A 14,635-nucleotide genomic window follows, 5' to 3' on the forward strand; every position below is an offset into this window, starting at 1 on the left:
GGATACCTCAGTGATCTATTGCCCCCCCCGCACCACGCGGTACACGGATGTCTTCCACCAGGTGCTGGATGTGCTCCGGCGGCGGTGCAGTCATGCGCGAAACCACGAACGCGATGATGAAGTTGAAGATCATCCCCAGAGTACCGATGCCTTCCGGCGAGATGCCGAACCACCAGTCGTCGGCGGTTGCCGTCGGATTGATGAACTTGAAGTAGACGATATACGAAAAGGTGAAGGCCAGACCGACCACCATCCCGGCAATCGCGCCTTCCTTGTTCATACGCTTGTAGAAGATCCCCATCACGATGGCCGGGAAGAACGATGCGGCGGCCAAACCGAAGGCGAACGCGACCACCTGCGCCACGAAACCCGGCGGGTAGATGCCGAACAAGCCGGCAATCACCACGGCAGCACCTGCAGCGATACGTGCGGCGAGCAGCTCCTTCTTCTCGCTGATGCCAGGCATCAGATTGCTCTTGAGCAGGTCATGGGAGATCGAGGTGGAAATCACCAGCAACAGACCGGCAGCCGTGGACAGCGCTGCAGCCAGACCGCCCGCGGCGATCAGCGCGATCACCCAGCCCGGCAGGTCGGCGATTTCCGGGTTGGCCAGCACCATGATGTCGTTGTCGACATACAGCTCGTTGCTAGCGGCGGTTGGCGCGTTGGTCACTACACGCTGGCCTACGTCGCCACGCTCGGCAGAGTAGCTCGGCGCGCCTGCGAACGCAGCGCCCGGGCCATACTGGATAACGCCATCATTGTTCTTGTCCAGCCAGCCGATGAGCCCGGCGTTTTCCCAAGTTTTGAACCAGCCCGGTACTTCTTCATAGCTGGTATTGGGTACGCTGGTCAGCAGGTTGGTGCGGGCAAATGCCGCGACCGCTGGCGCGGTGGTGTAGAGGATGGCGATGAACAGTAGTGCGTAGCCCGCCGACTTGCGCGCATCCTTGACCGTCGGAGTGGTGAAGAAGCGCACGATGACGTGCGGCAGACCCGCAGTACCCACCATCAGTGCCATGGTGATGAAGAACACGTCAGTGGTGGACTTGCTGCCATCGGTGTAGGGCGTGAAACCCAGCTCGGCGCCAAGGCCATTGAGCCGTTCGAGAACGCTCTGCCCCGTTCCGGTGACCTCGCTACCGAAGCCTAGCTGCGGAATCGGATTCCCCGTGATCATTATCGAAATGAAGATCGCCGGAACCATATACGCGAAGATCATCACGCAGTATTGCGCCACCTGGGTATAGGTGATGCCCTTCATGCCGCCCAGCACAGAGTAGAAGAAAACGATGGCCATGCCGATGACCACGCCGGTTTCGATGTTCACTTCCAGGTAGCGCGAGAACACGATACCAACGCCGCGCATCTGCCCGGCTACATAAGTGAACGAGATGAAAATGACGCAGATCACCGCCACCATGCGCGCAGTCTGCGAGTAGTAGCGCGTGCCAATGAACTCCGGAACGGTGAACTTGCCGAACTTGCGCAGATACGGTGCCAGACACATGGCCAACAGCACATAGCCGCCAGTCCAGCCCATCAGGTATACCGAACCGTCATAGCCGGCAAACGCGATGATCCCCGCCATTGAGATGAAGGATGCCGCAGACATCCAGTCCGCGCCGGTGGCCATGCCGTTGAGTACCGGATGCACGCCCTTGCTGGCGACGTAGTATTCACTGGTTGAACCGGCACGCGTCCACAGAGCGATGCCGATATAGAGTGCGAAAGTACCGCCAACGAACAAATAGATCAGAAACTGAGTACTCATGCTCGTGGCCTCACTCTTCGTGTACGTTGTACTTGCGATCGAGACGATTCATCTTCCAGACATAGAAGAAGATCTCGAGCACAAACACGTAGATGGAGCCTTGCTGGGCGAACCAGAATCCCAAGGGGAAACCGAACGCGTTGATGGTGTTCAACTGATTGACGAAGAGCACGCCGCAGCCGAACGACACGGCGAACCAGATCACCAGCAGCCAGAGCATCAGCCGCAAGTTTTCTTTCCAATAGGCCGTGGCAGCCTCTTGCTTGGACATAGCCATAGGAGCCTCCAAAGGTTGTTATTGTTGTTATGGCACTATGAAACTAGCAGGCCTGCAGTTTTATGCAGGTAAGACTTTGGTCGTAAAGCGCTTCGCTTGATGGGCTTGCGATGCCATGTGTCATGGATCAAGGTAATTCACAGCGTAATTGCCATGCCATTCGCGCGTGAGGGAGCTGCATTCAACCCTGACGCGGTTTGCTACACGTTGCAGAGGCTGGAGCCAGGCGCTCTTTCACGCCGTCGTTCGCCCGCCAGGAATCTATCCGCTCGGTTCATGGGCGCACCTTGAATCTGCGGCCTGGCGTGATGATCGACCTGTAGCCGAAAAACTCACTGCAGCCCTTGTGCGCGCGTTCTTGTCGGCGAAAAACCTTTTTATGCAGATATGTCAGGCCACCCACTGTCCATATCGCTGACGTACTCTCGTTTCCCAGAGTGCTCGCGAAGAGGCGTTCCTACATGTTGGGTTATCTGAAAAGCCTGTCCCTGCTGCTGTCGTTCGGCCTGCTGGTGAGTGCCTGCAGCCAGACCAGCCTGGCCTATCGCAACCTCGATTGGGTGATTCCCTGGCGGGTGAATCAGTACCTGGATCTCGATTCGCAGCAGAAAGCCTGGTTCAAACCGCGGCTGCAAGCGCACCTCGACTGGCATTGCAGCGCCGAACTGCCGCGTTACGTGGACTGGCTGCAGCATACCCAGGATCTGCTGCAGGAGCCTGCACCCGATGCGGGGCAACTCGAAGCGCAGATGGTCGAAGCCGAGCAGGCGTTCCACAGTATCGTGCAACAGACCAACCCCACCGCGGTTTCATTGCTCGGCGCCCTACGCCCCGAGCAGGTCGAGCGTCTCTACGCACGCATGGAAAAAGACAACCTCGAAGACCGCCAGGAGTTTCTCGAGCCGCCCCTGGAGACCCAGATCAGCGAGCGCGCCGAACGCCTGGAAAAACGCCTGCGCCCCTGGTTCGGCCAATTGAATGACGCACAACGCGCGCGGATTGCCGAGTGGGCCAGCGAGCGTCGCGACCAGAACCGCCAGTGGCTGGAGAATCGCACACGCTGGCAGAGCGAATTTCGCGCGGTGCTGGATGCACGCGGTGATGCAGACTTCCCTGAGCGCATGACCCAGGTGCTGGAAAACCGCCGCGGTGCCCACGATGAGCGGGCAACCCAGGCCTATCAGGAATCCCGCCAGGCCCTGGCCGCGCTATTCAGTGACCTGCTGGCAGCGGCCGATGACAAACAGCGGGCTCAAGCAGGCAAACGCTTCGCGTCCATACAAACCGATCTGGCCGGTCAGATCTGCACCGGTTAGCCTTAGGCGGGGGGCAATCTCCAGTCGATGGGTGCCAGGCCGTGCTGCTCGAGGAATTTGTTGGTACGGCTGAAATGACCGTTACCGATAAAGCCCCGGTGCGCTGACAGCGGCGACGGATGCGGCGAGCGCAACACCAGGTGCTTGCCTGTATCGATCAGGCGCTCCTTGCTCTGTGCATGCGCCCCCCACAGCAAGAAGACCAGTCGCGGCCGCTGCTCACTCACTACCGAAATGATCCGATCGGTGAACGGCTGCCAGCCTTTGGCCGCGTGGGAGCCGGCGCTGGCGCGCTCCACCGTCAGCGAGGTGTTGAGTAACAGCACACCTTGCTCGGCCCAGGATTGCAGATAGCCGTGGTTGGGTATGTCGATGTTGAGGTCGCGCTTGAGTTCTTTATAGATGTTCACCAGCGATGGTGGCGTCGCCACCCCTGGCTGTACCGAGAAGCACAGGCCGTGCGCCTGGCCGGGGCCGTGGTAGGGATCCTGGCCGATGATCACCACCTTGACCTGATCCAGGGGCGTGGAATTGAGGGCATTGAAAATCAGCGGGCCGGGCGGATAGACCTCCTTGCCCGCAGCCTTCTCCTGACGCAGGAAATCCCCCAGCGCCTTCATGTAGGGCTTATCGAATTCCTCGTGAAGCGCCTGTTTCCAGCCGGCTTCCAGCTTGACCTTATCTGCGGCGGACATGCCTGCTCCCGGGTAGACCAATGGAACCGGCACGCTAGAGAAGCGCACAGATCAAGTCAAGGCGGGCCAGCCAAAGCACACATGTAAAAATGATTGCTCGCCGCCATGTCTTAGACTAAAAGCGAATCACACGCGCAATGGAGAACAGCGTAAAACGTAGCGGCGAAGACCATAATAAAAACAAGGAACGCATCATGAGACGACTGCTCGCCTTCCTGGCCCTGTGCATCGGAGTCAATGCCTATGCACAGGCTGCCGACCCCATCACGCTGGGCCTCAACTATCCGCGCACCGGAAGCTATAAAGAGGAAGGCCTGGCGCAGATGCGTGGCGCCCTGCTGGCCATCGACGAGTTGAACGCTCAGGGTGGCGTACTGGGGCGAAGTCTGCGCCTGTCCAGTCTGGACGACGCGTCACGTCCCGAAAAGGCCGAACGCAACGTCGACAAACTGGCCAAGGAAGGGGCCGCGATGCTTTTCGGCGGCGCATCCAGTGCAGTGGCCATCGCCTCCAGCAAGCGGGCAGCGCAGCATGGATTACTCTACTTCGGCACGCTCACCTACTCCAACGACACCACCGGTAAAGACGGTCATCGCTATATGTTCCGAGAGTGCAACAATGCATGGATGAGCGCGCAGGTGCTCGGTCAGTATCTGAACAAGCAGTTGCCGGACAAACGCTACTTCTACATCACATCCGACTACACCTGGGGCCACACCACTGAAAGCTCCCTGCGGCAGACGACCAATACGCAGGATCCGGCCCAACATCCCTCCCTCAAGGTGCCCTTCCCCGGCGCCAACCTGGCCGACTACCAGACCGTATTGACCCAGGCGGCCGCCAGCAATGCCGAAGTGCTGGCCCTGGTGCTGTTTGGAGAGGATCTGGTGCGAGCGATGCGTATCGCCAAGGATCTCGGCCTCACGTCACGCATGCAGATCATCGCCCCCAACCTCACGCAGAGCATCGTCGAACAGGCCGGTCCAGGCTTGATGGAAGGCGTCGTCGGCACCGAGCCCTGGACATGGCGCGTACCGGAGTTGGAAAACTCGGAGCGCGGCAAAGCTTTCGTCAAGGCGTTCAGCGAACGCTACTCCATGTATCCGTCCAGTTCGGCGGCATCGGCTTACAGCATCGTCCAGCAATGGGCAGAGGCAGCCAAACGCGCAAACAGCCTGAACAGCGAAGCACTGATTCGAGCGCTGGAAAACCACAGCTATGTGCTGCTCAAGGATCGCCAGCAATGGCGTGCCTTCGATCACCAGAATGTGCAAACGGTGTACGCGGTGAAAGTGAAAGCCCGCGCCGAGGTACTTAAAGATCCACTCAAGCAGGATTACTTCGAAATCGTCGAACGTCTGGACGGCGAAACCGGCCTACCCGCTCTGGCCACCTGGCAGACCGAGCGGCGCAACGCCGGTCAACCATTGACGCTACAGTAAGTAGTAGGCACTGCAGAGGACGCTCCATGAGTACGGCAATCGAACCCTACAAACCCGGTATCTTCGACCTGACCCACAAGCTAACCGTGGAAAAGCACGGCCACACGGCCCTGCTGACGATCAACAACCCGCCCGCCAATACCTGGGATCGCGAATCACTGATCGGCCTCAAACAGCTGATCGAGCATCTGGATCGCGATGACGATATCTATGCGCTGGTGATCACTGGCCAGGGCGGCAAGTTCTTTTCCGCCGGTGCGGATCTGAAACTGTTCGCCGACGGCGACAAGGCCCGCGCTCGGGAAATGGCCAGCCGCTTCGGCGAAGCCTTCGAACGGCTTCGCGACTTTCGCGGTGTGTCGATTGCCGCGATCAATGGCTACGCCATGGGCGGCGGCCTGGAATGCGCCCTGGCCTGCGACATTCGTATCGCCGAGCGTCAGGCGCGGATGGCACTGCCAGAAGCCAGCGTCGGCCTGCTGCCCTGCGCGGGCGGCACCCAGAACCTCCCCTGGCTGGTGGGCGAAGGCTGGGCCAAGCGCATGATCCTCTGCGGCGAGCGAGTCGACGCCGAAACCGCGCTGCGTATCGGCCTGGTTGAACAGGTTGTCGACGAAGGCGAGGCACGCGGTCATGCCCTGCTGCTGGCGGCGAAAGTCGCCGGGCAGAGCCCGGTGGCCGTGCGCAGCATCAAGCCCTTGATCCAGGGTGCCCGCGAACGCCAGCCCAATAGCTGGCTGGTCGCCGAGCGCGAGCGCTTCGTCGACCTGTTCGACGCCGACGACACCCGCGAGGGAGTCAACGCCTTCCTGGAAAAACGGACTCCCCAGTGGCGTAACAAATAACCGGGAAGCCACGCCCCGCAACGTGGATGGCGCCGGCCAGGCGGATCGCGTGCGTGGGCGCCGCCCCATGATGGATATGAACATGAACCTACGATTCGAAGAGCGCCCGGGCCAGCAGGGTTATCGTATCGCCATCGCCAGCCTGGATGCGCCGCAGAGCCTCAACGCCCTCAGTCTGCCGATGATCGAGGCCCTGGACGCCCAGTTGCGCAGGTGGGCCGACGAGCCGAGCATCGCCTGCGTCCTGTTGCGCGGCAACGGCAGCAAAGCCTTCTGCGCCGGTGGCGACGTGGTGCAGCTGGTTCGCCAGTGCCGCGAACACCCCGGCGAAGTGCCGCCACTGGCGCGACGCTTCTTCGCCGACGAATACCGTCTCGACTACCGCCTCCACCGTTACCCGAAACCCCTGCTGTGCTGGGGCCACGGGCATGTACTGGGGGGCGGCATGGGCCTGCTGCAAGGCGCCGGCGTACGTATCGTCACGCCCTCCAGCCGGCTGGGCATGCCGGAAATCAATATCGGTCTGTACCCGGATGTGGGCGGCAGCTGGTTCCTCGCCCGCCTGCCCGGCCGCCTCGGCCTGTTTCTCGGCCTCACGGCGGCCCAGATCAATGCCCACGATGCCCTGGGTCTCGGCCTGGCCGACCGCTTCCTGCGCGACGACCAGCAACAGGCGCTCCTGCAGGGGCTGGAGCAGCTCAACTGGCAGGAGCAGCCACAGCGGCAACTGAACAGCCTGCTGCGGGCGCTGGAACGGGATGCCCGCGGCGCGTTGCCAGAGGCCCAGTGGCTGCCGCGACGGGCCCGTATCGATGAGTTGCTGGATGTCGCCGACCTGCCCGCGGCGTGGCAGGCGCTGACCGCACTACGGGCCGATGAGGACGCCCTGCTCGCCCGTGCCGCCAGCACCCTGGCCAATGGCTGCCCGCTCAGCGCCCACCTGGTCTGGGAGCAGATCCAGCGTGCCCGTCACCTGTCCCTGGCCGAGGTATTGCGCATGGAATACGCGATGAGCCTCAACTGCTGCCGCCACCCGGAGTTCCCCGAAGGCGTGCGCGCCCGCCTGATCGACAAGGATCAGGCGCCGCGCTGGCACTGGCCCGATGTCGCGACCATTCCGCCGGCGGTGATCGAGGCGCACTTCAGCGCCACCTGGGACGGCGAACATCCGTTGCAGGACCTGTGAGCCAGAACAACCGCTACGGCCCGGCGGGCAGAACGATATCGTCCTGATACGGCGTTTGCAGATCACGCTCGGGGATTTCCCAGACCAGCAGTTGTGGCGGGGTCTGGCCGAACGCCGCGCTGGCGAAATACGCCCTGGCGGCAGCGGAAAACTCGCCGCCATCCCTGGCGAAATTGCCGAGGCTGGTGCCCAGCGCCTGTTCGAGGAAGGGCACGAAGTTGGAGTTGCGCGAGAACGAGGTGCCGATCAAGGCGATATTGGGCAACTGGCTGTCGCCGAACAGATCGTCCTCACTCATCGCGTCCTGCGCTTCATCGGCGCTGAAGATCGACGCGGAAACCGCTTCCGGCGCCGGTTGCAGACGCTCCGGCAGCCAGTCCAGACCGGCCAGGCGCACCAGATCGCCGGGACGGACACGGGCCGGCTCCTGGCTGCGCTGCCAGGCCTTGTGCGGGGTCGGCGTCACGCCGCTGGCGACGATGGCGGCGGCGACCGAGCGCGCAGCGGCCTCGGCCCCCAGCTCGCTCCAGTGGGTGTCGGTGCGCAGGAACGCGGCGCTGCCCAGCGGCTGCAGGACCTCGGCCAGGTTCAGCATCGGCACACCGGCGTCCCCCATGCGCGCCTGCCATTGCCTGGCCCGCTCGGCCAGTTGCGCCGAACGGCTGATCGCGCAGAGACGCTCCTCGGCGATCCGGCTCTTGTCCGGCACCAGCAGCACCAGCAGACGGATGCCGCGTCCGGCCAGCCAGTCGTGCACGGCCTTGACCTTCTGCGCCCGCGCCTGGGCATTCGCCTCGGCATGCGGGTGCAGCTTCAGCTCGTCGGCCAGGAACAGCCAGCCGGGGCAGCCCTGACGCACCCGCGCGCCGGTATCGCCGATGGTTAGCCAACTGGCGGCACGCTCCAGATCGGCGGCACGCTTGGCGAACGGCACGCTGCTCAGTTCCCGGGCGATATGATGGGTGATCTCGCCCGTACGGATATCGTCCCAGCCGAGCGTCTCCGGCAACAGCTCGACCTTGCCGCTGACCAACAGCGCCCACAGGCAGAATGCCAGGCCGGTCGCCAGGAAGACCGACATCACGCATCCGGCCAGCGGGCTCAGGCGGATCGTCATGGCGCTTGGCGGTAGCGGGGCGAGGGACGCATCTTGTTGCTTCGACATGGCGACGGCCCCTTAGAACTGGAAGTACAGGAAGGGCACGGTTTCCCGGCTGGCGATCAGGGCGAACGACAGCAGGAAACCCAGCACCGGCCACAGCGCACCGATGGCGCGGAACAGCCACACCTCGGCGAAACGCGCCTCGGCACGCCGCTGGTACAGCGGCAGCAGCAGGCACGCGACGCCCAACGCGGCGGCGATGCCGTGGGCCGGGCGCAGGGTCGCGGCCAGGGCATCGCCGAGGGCGAAGTCATGCAGGCCGAACTGGCCGGCATACATGTTCAGCGCCGTATGGAAGTCCGGCGCGCGGAACAGCGTCCAGGCCAGGAACACGAACAGCAGTGTGACGGTGTGCGCCAGCCAGGCCGGCAAGTCCGGCAGCCCCGCCCGCCCCCAGGCACGATCGATGCACAGCGCGATCCCGTGGGCGGCGCCCCAGAGCACGTAGTTCCAGCTATCGCCGCCGTGCCACAGGCCACCGATGGCCATGATCAGGAACAGGTTGCGGTAGGTCTTCCAGGCCCCGCGCCGATTGCCGCCCAGGCCGATGTACAGGTAGTCGCGCAGCCAGCTCGACAGCGAGATGTGCCAGCGCCGCCAGAAATCCTGGATGTTGCGTGCCCAGTACGGCCGGTTGAAGTTCTCCGGAAAGTGGAAACCCAGCATCAGGCCGAGGCCGATGGCCATGGCGCTGTAGCCGGCGAAGTCGAAGAACAGTTGCATCGAGTAGGCCAGGCAGCCGATCCAGGCATCGATGAAGGACGGCCGATCCTCGGCGAACGCCACGCTCACCAGCGGCGACAGGCTGTCGGCCACCAGCACCTTCATGCTCAGGCCGATCATGAAGCGGCGCGAACCGAGGGCGAAATTCAGCCAATTGAAGTAGCGCTTCTGCAGCTCCTGGCGCACCCAGTCGTAGCGGATGATCGGGCCGGCGATGGAGTGGCCGAACATCGCCAGGTAGGTGGCGAAGTGGGCGAAGCTGCGCTCAACCGGCACCACTTTGCGGTGCACGTCCACCAGGTAGGAGATGACCTGCAGGACGATGAACGACAGCCCCGCCGGCAGCGCCACCTTCTGCCACTCGAGCGGCAGCGCACCGTAGGCGGTGATCAGCTCGTTGTAGGTCGCGGCGAGGATGTTGGCGTACTTGTACCAGCACAGCACCAGTACGTTGACGGTGATCAGTGCGGCCAGCAGGCGGATGCGCTGGCGCGACTCGGCGCGGGTGCGCTCGACCAGCAGGCCGCCGAGCCAGCCGAGCACGGTCAGCAGCACGTGCAGCAACAGGAAGGTCGGGCTCAGCCAGCCATAGAAGAACCAGCTGCCGACCAGCAGGACGTGGTTGCGCGCCCCTGGCCTGGCCAACGCATAGACCAGCATGAACGCGGGCAGGAACAGCGTGAGGAACTCAAGGGAGGCGAAGACCATGGGGTTCCCGTCAGTTGGCCAGGCTGTCCTTCGCCTGGAACAGGCGCGGGCCTTCCGGCGAGGGCACCAGGAAGACGCTGTATCGTTCGCCCGCGCGCAGCTCGCCCAACGCCAGCGCCTCGCCTGCCGGCGACCCGGCGCAGCTCAGTTGCACGGACAGGTTCACCGGGTTGATCGAACGGCGCTGCAGGGTGCCCTCGGCGACCGCCGTGAAGATCTCCACGGAACGGCCGGCGACCCGCAGGCCCGCGTCGGCGCAACGGGCGTCCAGGCTGTAGAAGGCCAGGGAAGCCTTGAGGGCGTTGAAATCGTCCGGCTGCTCGCGCACGGTCACCAGCTCCAGGGCCGCGCCGGCGCCGGCGCCGGGCAGGCCCACGACCGTGGTGAACTCGCCCGGCTCGACGGTCACGTCCAGCTCATGGCGCTGCCCGCCACGGCTGAGGGAACCCTTGACCGCACGCCCGGCGGGCACGGTCAGGAAATCCGAGACGCGCTCGTCGCCCTCCAGGCGCAGGCGCGCGTCCGAACCGGCGGCGGCCAGTTCCAGCGCGCCCTCGCCGGCATTGACGAAGCGCAGGAAGGCCGCGTCCTCGCTGGGGCCGGTCGGGTACAGCGGGATCCCGGCGGCATGCCCCGCCTGGGCGATGGCCCAGGCCAACGCCCCCACTGCCAGAAGCCCGCCCTTCATCGCTTGGCTCCCAGGCTCTCGGCCGGCAGCTTGCTCATGGCCTCGGCGATGGCCGCGCCCCAGGCCTTGTAGCCGGCGACGGTGAAGTGCTGGCCATCGGTGGTGACCCACTGGCCAGGCTTGGAAAGGGTCAGCGAGTCGATATAGCTGCACGGCGCCACGTTGGCGGCGAGGAAGTTCGACATGAGCTGGGTACGCGCATCGTTCTTCTTGTACATGCCGCCTTCCTTGCCCCAGGCCGGGCCGACCCAGACGCACGGGGTGCCGGTCTCGCCGATCGCCTTGGTCAGGCCGGTCACGTTCTGCCAGGCCCAGGCCTTGGGAAACGCCGGCTTGTCGTAGGAGGCCATGGTGTCGCCGATGATCAGCACCACCACATCGGGCTTCTCCTGGGCGATCAGTTGCTTGATCGGCGTGGTGCTGGCCTCGCGGCCCTTGATCAGCAGCTTGCCGGTGCCCTTGAGCTCGGCGCCACAATCCAGCTTCTTGGCCACCAGCCAGTCGCCCGCGCTGGCGCCGCAGGCGCCGATGGAATGCACGCTCGCGCCTTTCGCGACCAGCGCGGCGTTCAGCGGCTCGGTCAGGTGGTTCTCGAGGCTCATATGGCTTTCGCCAAGCACGAGCAGGGTCAGGCCGGCAAGGACGGAGGAAGACATGGGACTACTCCTTGGCTAGGGTCAATTCGAATAGGGTGAGCGGTAGGGGTTGACCGGCATGATCTGTGGCCGGGACATTTCTTCGAACATGTAGCGCAGGTACATGCCGCTGTTCCATTGGCGATAGTCCTGGGCGTTATCCAGGGCCAGGTGCCCGCCCATGAAGAAATTGGGGCCGAACTGGTATTCGGCCGCGCCATACAGGCTGTAGCCGAGCCCGGTCTTGCTCTCCCCGCCGTAGGTGGCGGGCCTGCCCAGCACGCTGGATGCCGCGGCTTGCAAGCTGGCATCGCCAGGGAAGTAGTCGGCCTCGTCCTGATCGATGAACTGCACGCCCACCGAGCCCTTGAGCTGATAGCTCAGCTTGTCGAAACGTTGCGACCAGGACACCGGCACGCCCAGGGCGAAGAACGTCTGCGGGCTGAAATAACCGCCATGGCCATAGGTGTAGTGGCCGAGGCTCTTGTCGTAGGTGATGCCGGTCATGCTCAGGCCGGCGGTCAACTGCTGGTCGGTCTCGTTCTGCAGATACCAGTAGATGCCGCTGCCGAACTCGCCCCGGCTGTTGGACTCGACATGATTGCCGAGCAGCCGGTGCCAGGCGCCATAGACATACACGCCCGCCTCGCTGTCGTCGTAGCTCAGCTCGGCTCGCCCACCATTGGCGGTCACCCCGCCCCAGCTCTGACCGGTGCGCGCATCGCGGGCACCGGCGAAGGACAGCAGGCTGTCGGTGACCGGGCGCCGCGAAATGTTGGCGCTCCAGTGCAGGTCGCCGTTCGAGGCGACTGGCCGCTTCAGGCTGACACCGCCGGCCAGGGTGCTGTAGAGGAAGCCCTGCGGTGTCGTGCCCAGGTCGGCCTTGAGGCCTGCGGACGGATCTTCGAAGGCCAGGGCCAGGCCGACCCCGGAATCCTTTTGCGAGCCCGGCGAGGCGCCCGGGTTGGCCGCCGACGCGGCGGGACCACCGCCGAAGCGCTGGGCGGCTTCATTGCCGATACTGCCGGCGTTGAGACTCACCGGGGTGACGCGCACGGCGAGGCGATTGTCGCCCACGGGGAAATTGACCTCGAAGGGGGCCTGGATATCGGTCAGCCTGCTCAGGCCCGACTCGCTATCGTTGCTGCGCACGCTCACGCCCTGAACCACATAGGCGCTGCGCTCTTGCAGAATATCGTCGAGCGCCCGCGCGGCGACGCTCATCCCGGCGCGGGGATCGGCAGCGGCCGGCTCGGCGGCGAAGGGATTGGCCGCCATGCCCGGGGCCGGGGCACTCTGCCAGGTCGGGGCGCCCTGCGGCGTGCCGCCGGGTACGTCCGGGTTCAGCGCATCCGCAATACCCCAGGCCTGACCCGCGGCGGCGCTCGCCAGCGGCTGGCCCGCCGCTCGGGCCGGCACCGGGGCCGGAATGGCGGCAGCCGCCACGCCGGCGCTTCGAGCGCCCTGGCCCGCCAGGCCGACAAAGGGATTGTCCGCCACGCCGGAAGCCGGCGCCGAGGCGGCGAATGCCGCCGACTGCTGACGCTGCTCCTGGGCGACCACCTTGCGCAGCAGTTCGGCGGCCTTGCCGCTCTTGCCCTGGTTCTGGTAGATCCGCGCCGCCGTGGTGAGCACGTCCGGATCGCCGGGCGCCAGGCGCAGCGCGCGCTCCAGGGCGCGTTCGGCGAAAGCGCCGTCGCGCACCTGGGCCGCCATGTCGGCGGCGCCGATCTGCAACTGCGCATTGTCCGGTTCGCGCTGCAGCAGTGGCTTGTAGAGTTCCAGCGCCTTGCCCGGGTTGCCGCTGGCCGCATACATGCGCGCCAGGGCCGATACGGCCTGGCCGTCCTGGGGCCGCTGGGCCAGGGCCGGCGCCAGGGTGTCGTAGGCCGCGACCAGATCGCCACGCTCGCGCAAGTGCTCGGCCTGGCGTACCCGGTAGAGGAACAGCAGGTCGTCGTACTGCTTGCGCTCGGCCGGGTTCAGGGGCTGTCCCTGCAGGTCGCGCAGGATGGCGCTGGCCTCCACGTCCTGCTCGGTCTGCAGGAGGATGCCGGCATAGCGCAGGGTCAGGCCGGGCTCGGGACGCGGGCTGCGCGCCAGCAGGTCGCGCAGCATGGCGGTGGCGCGTACCGGGTCGCCGGCATCGGCGTAGGCGGAAGCCAGGACGGACAGGCGCTCCGGCCGGCCCTCGGCGAGTGCTTCGGTGCGCGCCAGGAACACCCGGGCGTCCTGGCGGCTACCGCTTTTCGCCAGGTCGTTGATCTGCTGCAACTGCAGGTGGAAATCGACGTCCCCGACCAGCCGGTTCACTTCGCTGGTGCGGGCGGCAGCGGGAATACGCGCCAGCGTCGCCTGGGCCTGCGGCCATTCGCCGAGTTCGACCGAGAGCAAGGCGCTGGTATAGAGCGCGTCCGGGTCATCCGGTTGCGACACCAGCAGGCTGTCGACCAGGCTGCGCGCTTCCTGTACCGAGCCCATGCCGACATAGAGGCGGGCCAGGGCGAAGCGGGTCCAGGCGTTGTTGGGTTCATTGCGCAGCGCCTCTTCCAGGGCTGCGCGCTGGCCAACGGTGTCACCCCGCTGTTCCGCCAGCCTGGCGCGTTGCATCGCCTGCTCGGCGCGCAGGCGCCCGAGGTCGCCGATCCCGGCCTGCTCCGCCTTGGGTAGGGCCTCGATCAGGCGCAACGCCTCGTCGTTCTTGCCGGCCTGGGTCAATACCGAGATCAGGCCACGGCGCGCATCCGGGTCGTTCGGGCTCTGCGCCAGCAGGCGACGGTAACCGGCTTCGGCCTCGGCGAACTGGCCTTGCCCGGCCTGCAGGTCGGCCAGCGCCGCCTGCCCGGCGGTTTCCCGGGGCTTGAGGCGCACAGCCTGCTCGATCTGGGAACGTGCCAGGCCCGGCTCGCCCTTGGCCTGGCTGGCCCGAGCCCGCTGCAGGAGCGACCAGTAGCGCACGTCGTCCAGCGCGCTCTGCCATTGTGCCCCGCCCTGCTGCCGGGTCGCCCTGGTCAGCAGTACCTCGGCATCCTCGAGACGGTTCTGCTGCTGACGCAGCACGCCCAGCCCGCCGAGGGCGTCGGCATCGTTGGGGCTGTTCTTGAGCCGCGCGGACAATTCGCGATCGGCCGTTTCCCGGTCGCCCTGCTCCAGGGCCTTGAGCCCGCGCGCCAGGCCCTGTCTC

The 14,635-nt window shown here is 65.1% G+C and carries 12 protein-coding genes; 4 read left to right on the top strand and 8 right to left on the bottom strand.

Translation table 11 applies throughout. The features are described 5' to 3' along the window. Nucleotides 1-7: 7 nt before the first annotated feature. The gene (locus DNK06_RS22940; RefSeq protein WP_131182276.1) at nt 8-1,774 is read right to left on the bottom strand and encodes a sodium:solute symporter family protein; all 1,767 of its coding nucleotides are present in this window, start codon (nt 1,772-1,774) and stop codon (nt 8-10) included. 10 nt (nt 1,775-1,784) lie between these two features. Then, complete coding sequence (locus DNK06_RS22945; RefSeq protein ID WP_131182277.1) at nt 1,785-2,051, bottom strand: DUF4212 domain-containing protein; 267 nt, start codon at nt 2,049-2,051, stop codon at nt 1,785-1,787. Between the two features lie 461 nt (nt 2,052-2,512). Here DNK06_RS22945 and DNK06_RS22950 point away from each other — a divergent pair, with 461 nt between their 5' ends. After that, nucleotides 2,513-3,367 carry a DUF6279 family lipoprotein gene (locus DNK06_RS22950; protein WP_131182278.1) on the top strand — a complete coding sequence of 285 codons (855 nt, stop codon included), beginning with the start codon at nt 2,513-2,515 and terminating at the stop codon, nt 3,365-3,367. Nucleotides 3,368-3,369: 2 nt separating this feature from the next. Here DNK06_RS22950 and ung read toward each other — a convergent pair whose 3' ends face one another. Next, on the bottom strand, nt 3,370-4,062 hold the full coding sequence (ung, locus tag DNK06_RS22955) for a uracil-DNA glycosylase (RefSeq protein ID WP_131182279.1): 693 nt from the start codon (nt 4,060-4,062) through the stop codon (nt 3,370-3,372). A 194-nt stretch (nt 4,063-4,256) separates the two neighbouring features. On the opposite strand from ung, the gene DNK06_RS22960 reads away from it, so the two are divergent. The 3 genes from DNK06_RS22960 to DNK06_RS22970 all read left to right on the top strand — a co-directional run bounded on the left by DNK06_RS22960 (nt 4,257) and on the right by DNK06_RS22970 (nt 7,535). Next, the gene (locus DNK06_RS22960) at nt 4,257-5,504 is read left to right on the top strand and encodes an ABC transporter substrate-binding protein (RefSeq protein WP_131182280.1); all 1,248 of its coding nucleotides are present in this window, start codon (nt 4,257-4,259) and stop codon (nt 5,502-5,504) included. A 26-nt stretch (nt 5,505-5,530) separates the two neighbouring features. Next, entirely contained in the window at nt 5,531-6,349 is an 819-nt protein-coding gene (locus DNK06_RS22965; RefSeq protein WP_131182281.1) for an enoyl-CoA hydratase, read from the top strand. Nucleotides 6,350-6,431: 82 nt separating this feature from the next. Then, nucleotides 6,432-7,535, top strand: a complete 1,104-nt coding sequence (locus DNK06_RS22970; RefSeq protein ID WP_131182282.1) for an enoyl-CoA hydratase/isomerase family protein — start codon at nt 6,432-6,434, stop codon at nt 7,533-7,535. Nucleotides 7,536-7,548: 13 nt separating this feature from the next. On the opposite strand, the gene DNK06_RS22975 is transcribed toward DNK06_RS22970, so the two are convergent. The 5 genes from DNK06_RS22975 to DNK06_RS22995 form a co-directional block, all read right to left on the bottom strand. Next, nucleotides 7,549-8,700 carry an alginate O-acetyltransferase AlgX-related protein gene (locus tag DNK06_RS22975; RefSeq protein ID WP_207390024.1) on the bottom strand — a complete coding sequence of 384 codons (1,152 nt, stop codon included), beginning with the start codon at nt 8,698-8,700 and terminating at the stop codon, nt 7,549-7,551. A gap of 12 nt (nt 8,701-8,712) precedes the next feature. After that, nucleotides 8,713-10,128 (bottom strand): MBOAT family O-acyltransferase, encoded by a 1,416-nt coding sequence (locus tag DNK06_RS22980; RefSeq protein WP_131182283.1) that lies wholly within the window; start codon nt 10,126-10,128, stop codon nt 8,713-8,715. 10 nt (nt 10,129-10,138) lie between these two features. Then, nucleotides 10,139-10,816 carry an alginate O-acetyltransferase AlgF gene (locus tag DNK06_RS22985; protein WP_131182284.1) on the bottom strand — a complete coding sequence of 226 codons (678 nt, stop codon included), beginning with the start codon at nt 10,814-10,816 and terminating at the stop codon, nt 10,139-10,141. After that, complete coding sequence (locus DNK06_RS22990) at nt 10,813-11,472, bottom strand: SGNH/GDSL hydrolase family protein (protein WP_131182285.1); 660 nt, start codon at nt 11,470-11,472, stop codon at nt 10,813-10,815. The genes DNK06_RS22985 and DNK06_RS22990 overlap by 4 nt, the downstream gene beginning before the upstream one ends. 21 nt (nt 11,473-11,493) lie before the next feature. After that, nucleotides 11,494-14,635: cellulose biosynthesis protein BcsC (locus DNK06_RS22995; protein ID WP_131182286.1), on the bottom strand; the 3,142-nt coding region annotated here is incomplete at its 5' end.

The organism is Phytopseudomonas daroniae (genome assembly GCF_004327285.1).
Taxonomy (GTDB): domain Bacteria; phylum Pseudomonadota; class Gammaproteobacteria; order Pseudomonadales; family Pseudomonadaceae; genus Aquipseudomonas; species Aquipseudomonas daroniae.

Bases quoted from the DNA above. Each gene is read 5' to 3' on its own strand.
- DNK06_RS22965 (WP_131182281.1), top strand. From the start codon at position 5,531: ATGAGTACGGCAATCGAACCCTACAAACCCGGTATCTTCGACCTGACC.
- DNK06_RS22985 (WP_131182284.1), bottom strand. From the start codon at position 10,816: ATGAAGGGCGGGCTTCTGGCAGTGGGGGCGTTGGCCTGGGCCATCGCC.
- DNK06_RS22950 (WP_131182278.1), top strand. From the start codon at position 2,513: ATGTTGGGTTATCTGAAAAGCCTGTCCCTGCTGCTGTCGTTCGGCCTG.
- DNK06_RS22990 (WP_131182285.1), bottom strand. From the start codon at position 11,472: ATGTCTTCCTCCGTCCTTGCCGGCCTGACCCTGCTCGTGCTTGGCGAA.
- DNK06_RS22970 (WP_131182282.1), top strand. From the start codon at position 6,432: ATGAACCTACGATTCGAAGAGCGCCCGGGCCAGCAGGGTTATCGTATC.
- DNK06_RS22980 (WP_131182283.1), bottom strand. From the start codon at position 10,128: ATGGTCTTCGCCTCCCTTGAGTTCCTCACGCTGTTCCTGCCCGCGTTC.
- DNK06_RS22975 (WP_207390024.1), bottom strand. From the start codon at position 8,700: ATGTCGAAGCAACAAGATGCGTCCCTCGCCCCGCTACCGCCAAGCGCC.
- DNK06_RS22940 (WP_131182276.1), bottom strand. From the start codon at position 1,774: ATGAGTACTCAGTTTCTGATCTATTTGTTCGTTGGCGGTACTTTCGCA.
- DNK06_RS22945 (WP_131182277.1), bottom strand. From the start codon at position 2,051: ATGGCTATGTCCAAGCAAGAGGCTGCCACGGCCTATTGGAAAGAAAAC.
- DNK06_RS22960 (WP_131182280.1), top strand. From the start codon at position 4,257: ATGAGACGACTGCTCGCCTTCCTGGCCCTGTGCATCGGAGTCAATGCC.
- ung (WP_131182279.1), bottom strand. From the start codon at position 4,062: ATGTCCGCCGCAGATAAGGTCAAGCTGGAAGCCGGCTGGAAACAGGCG.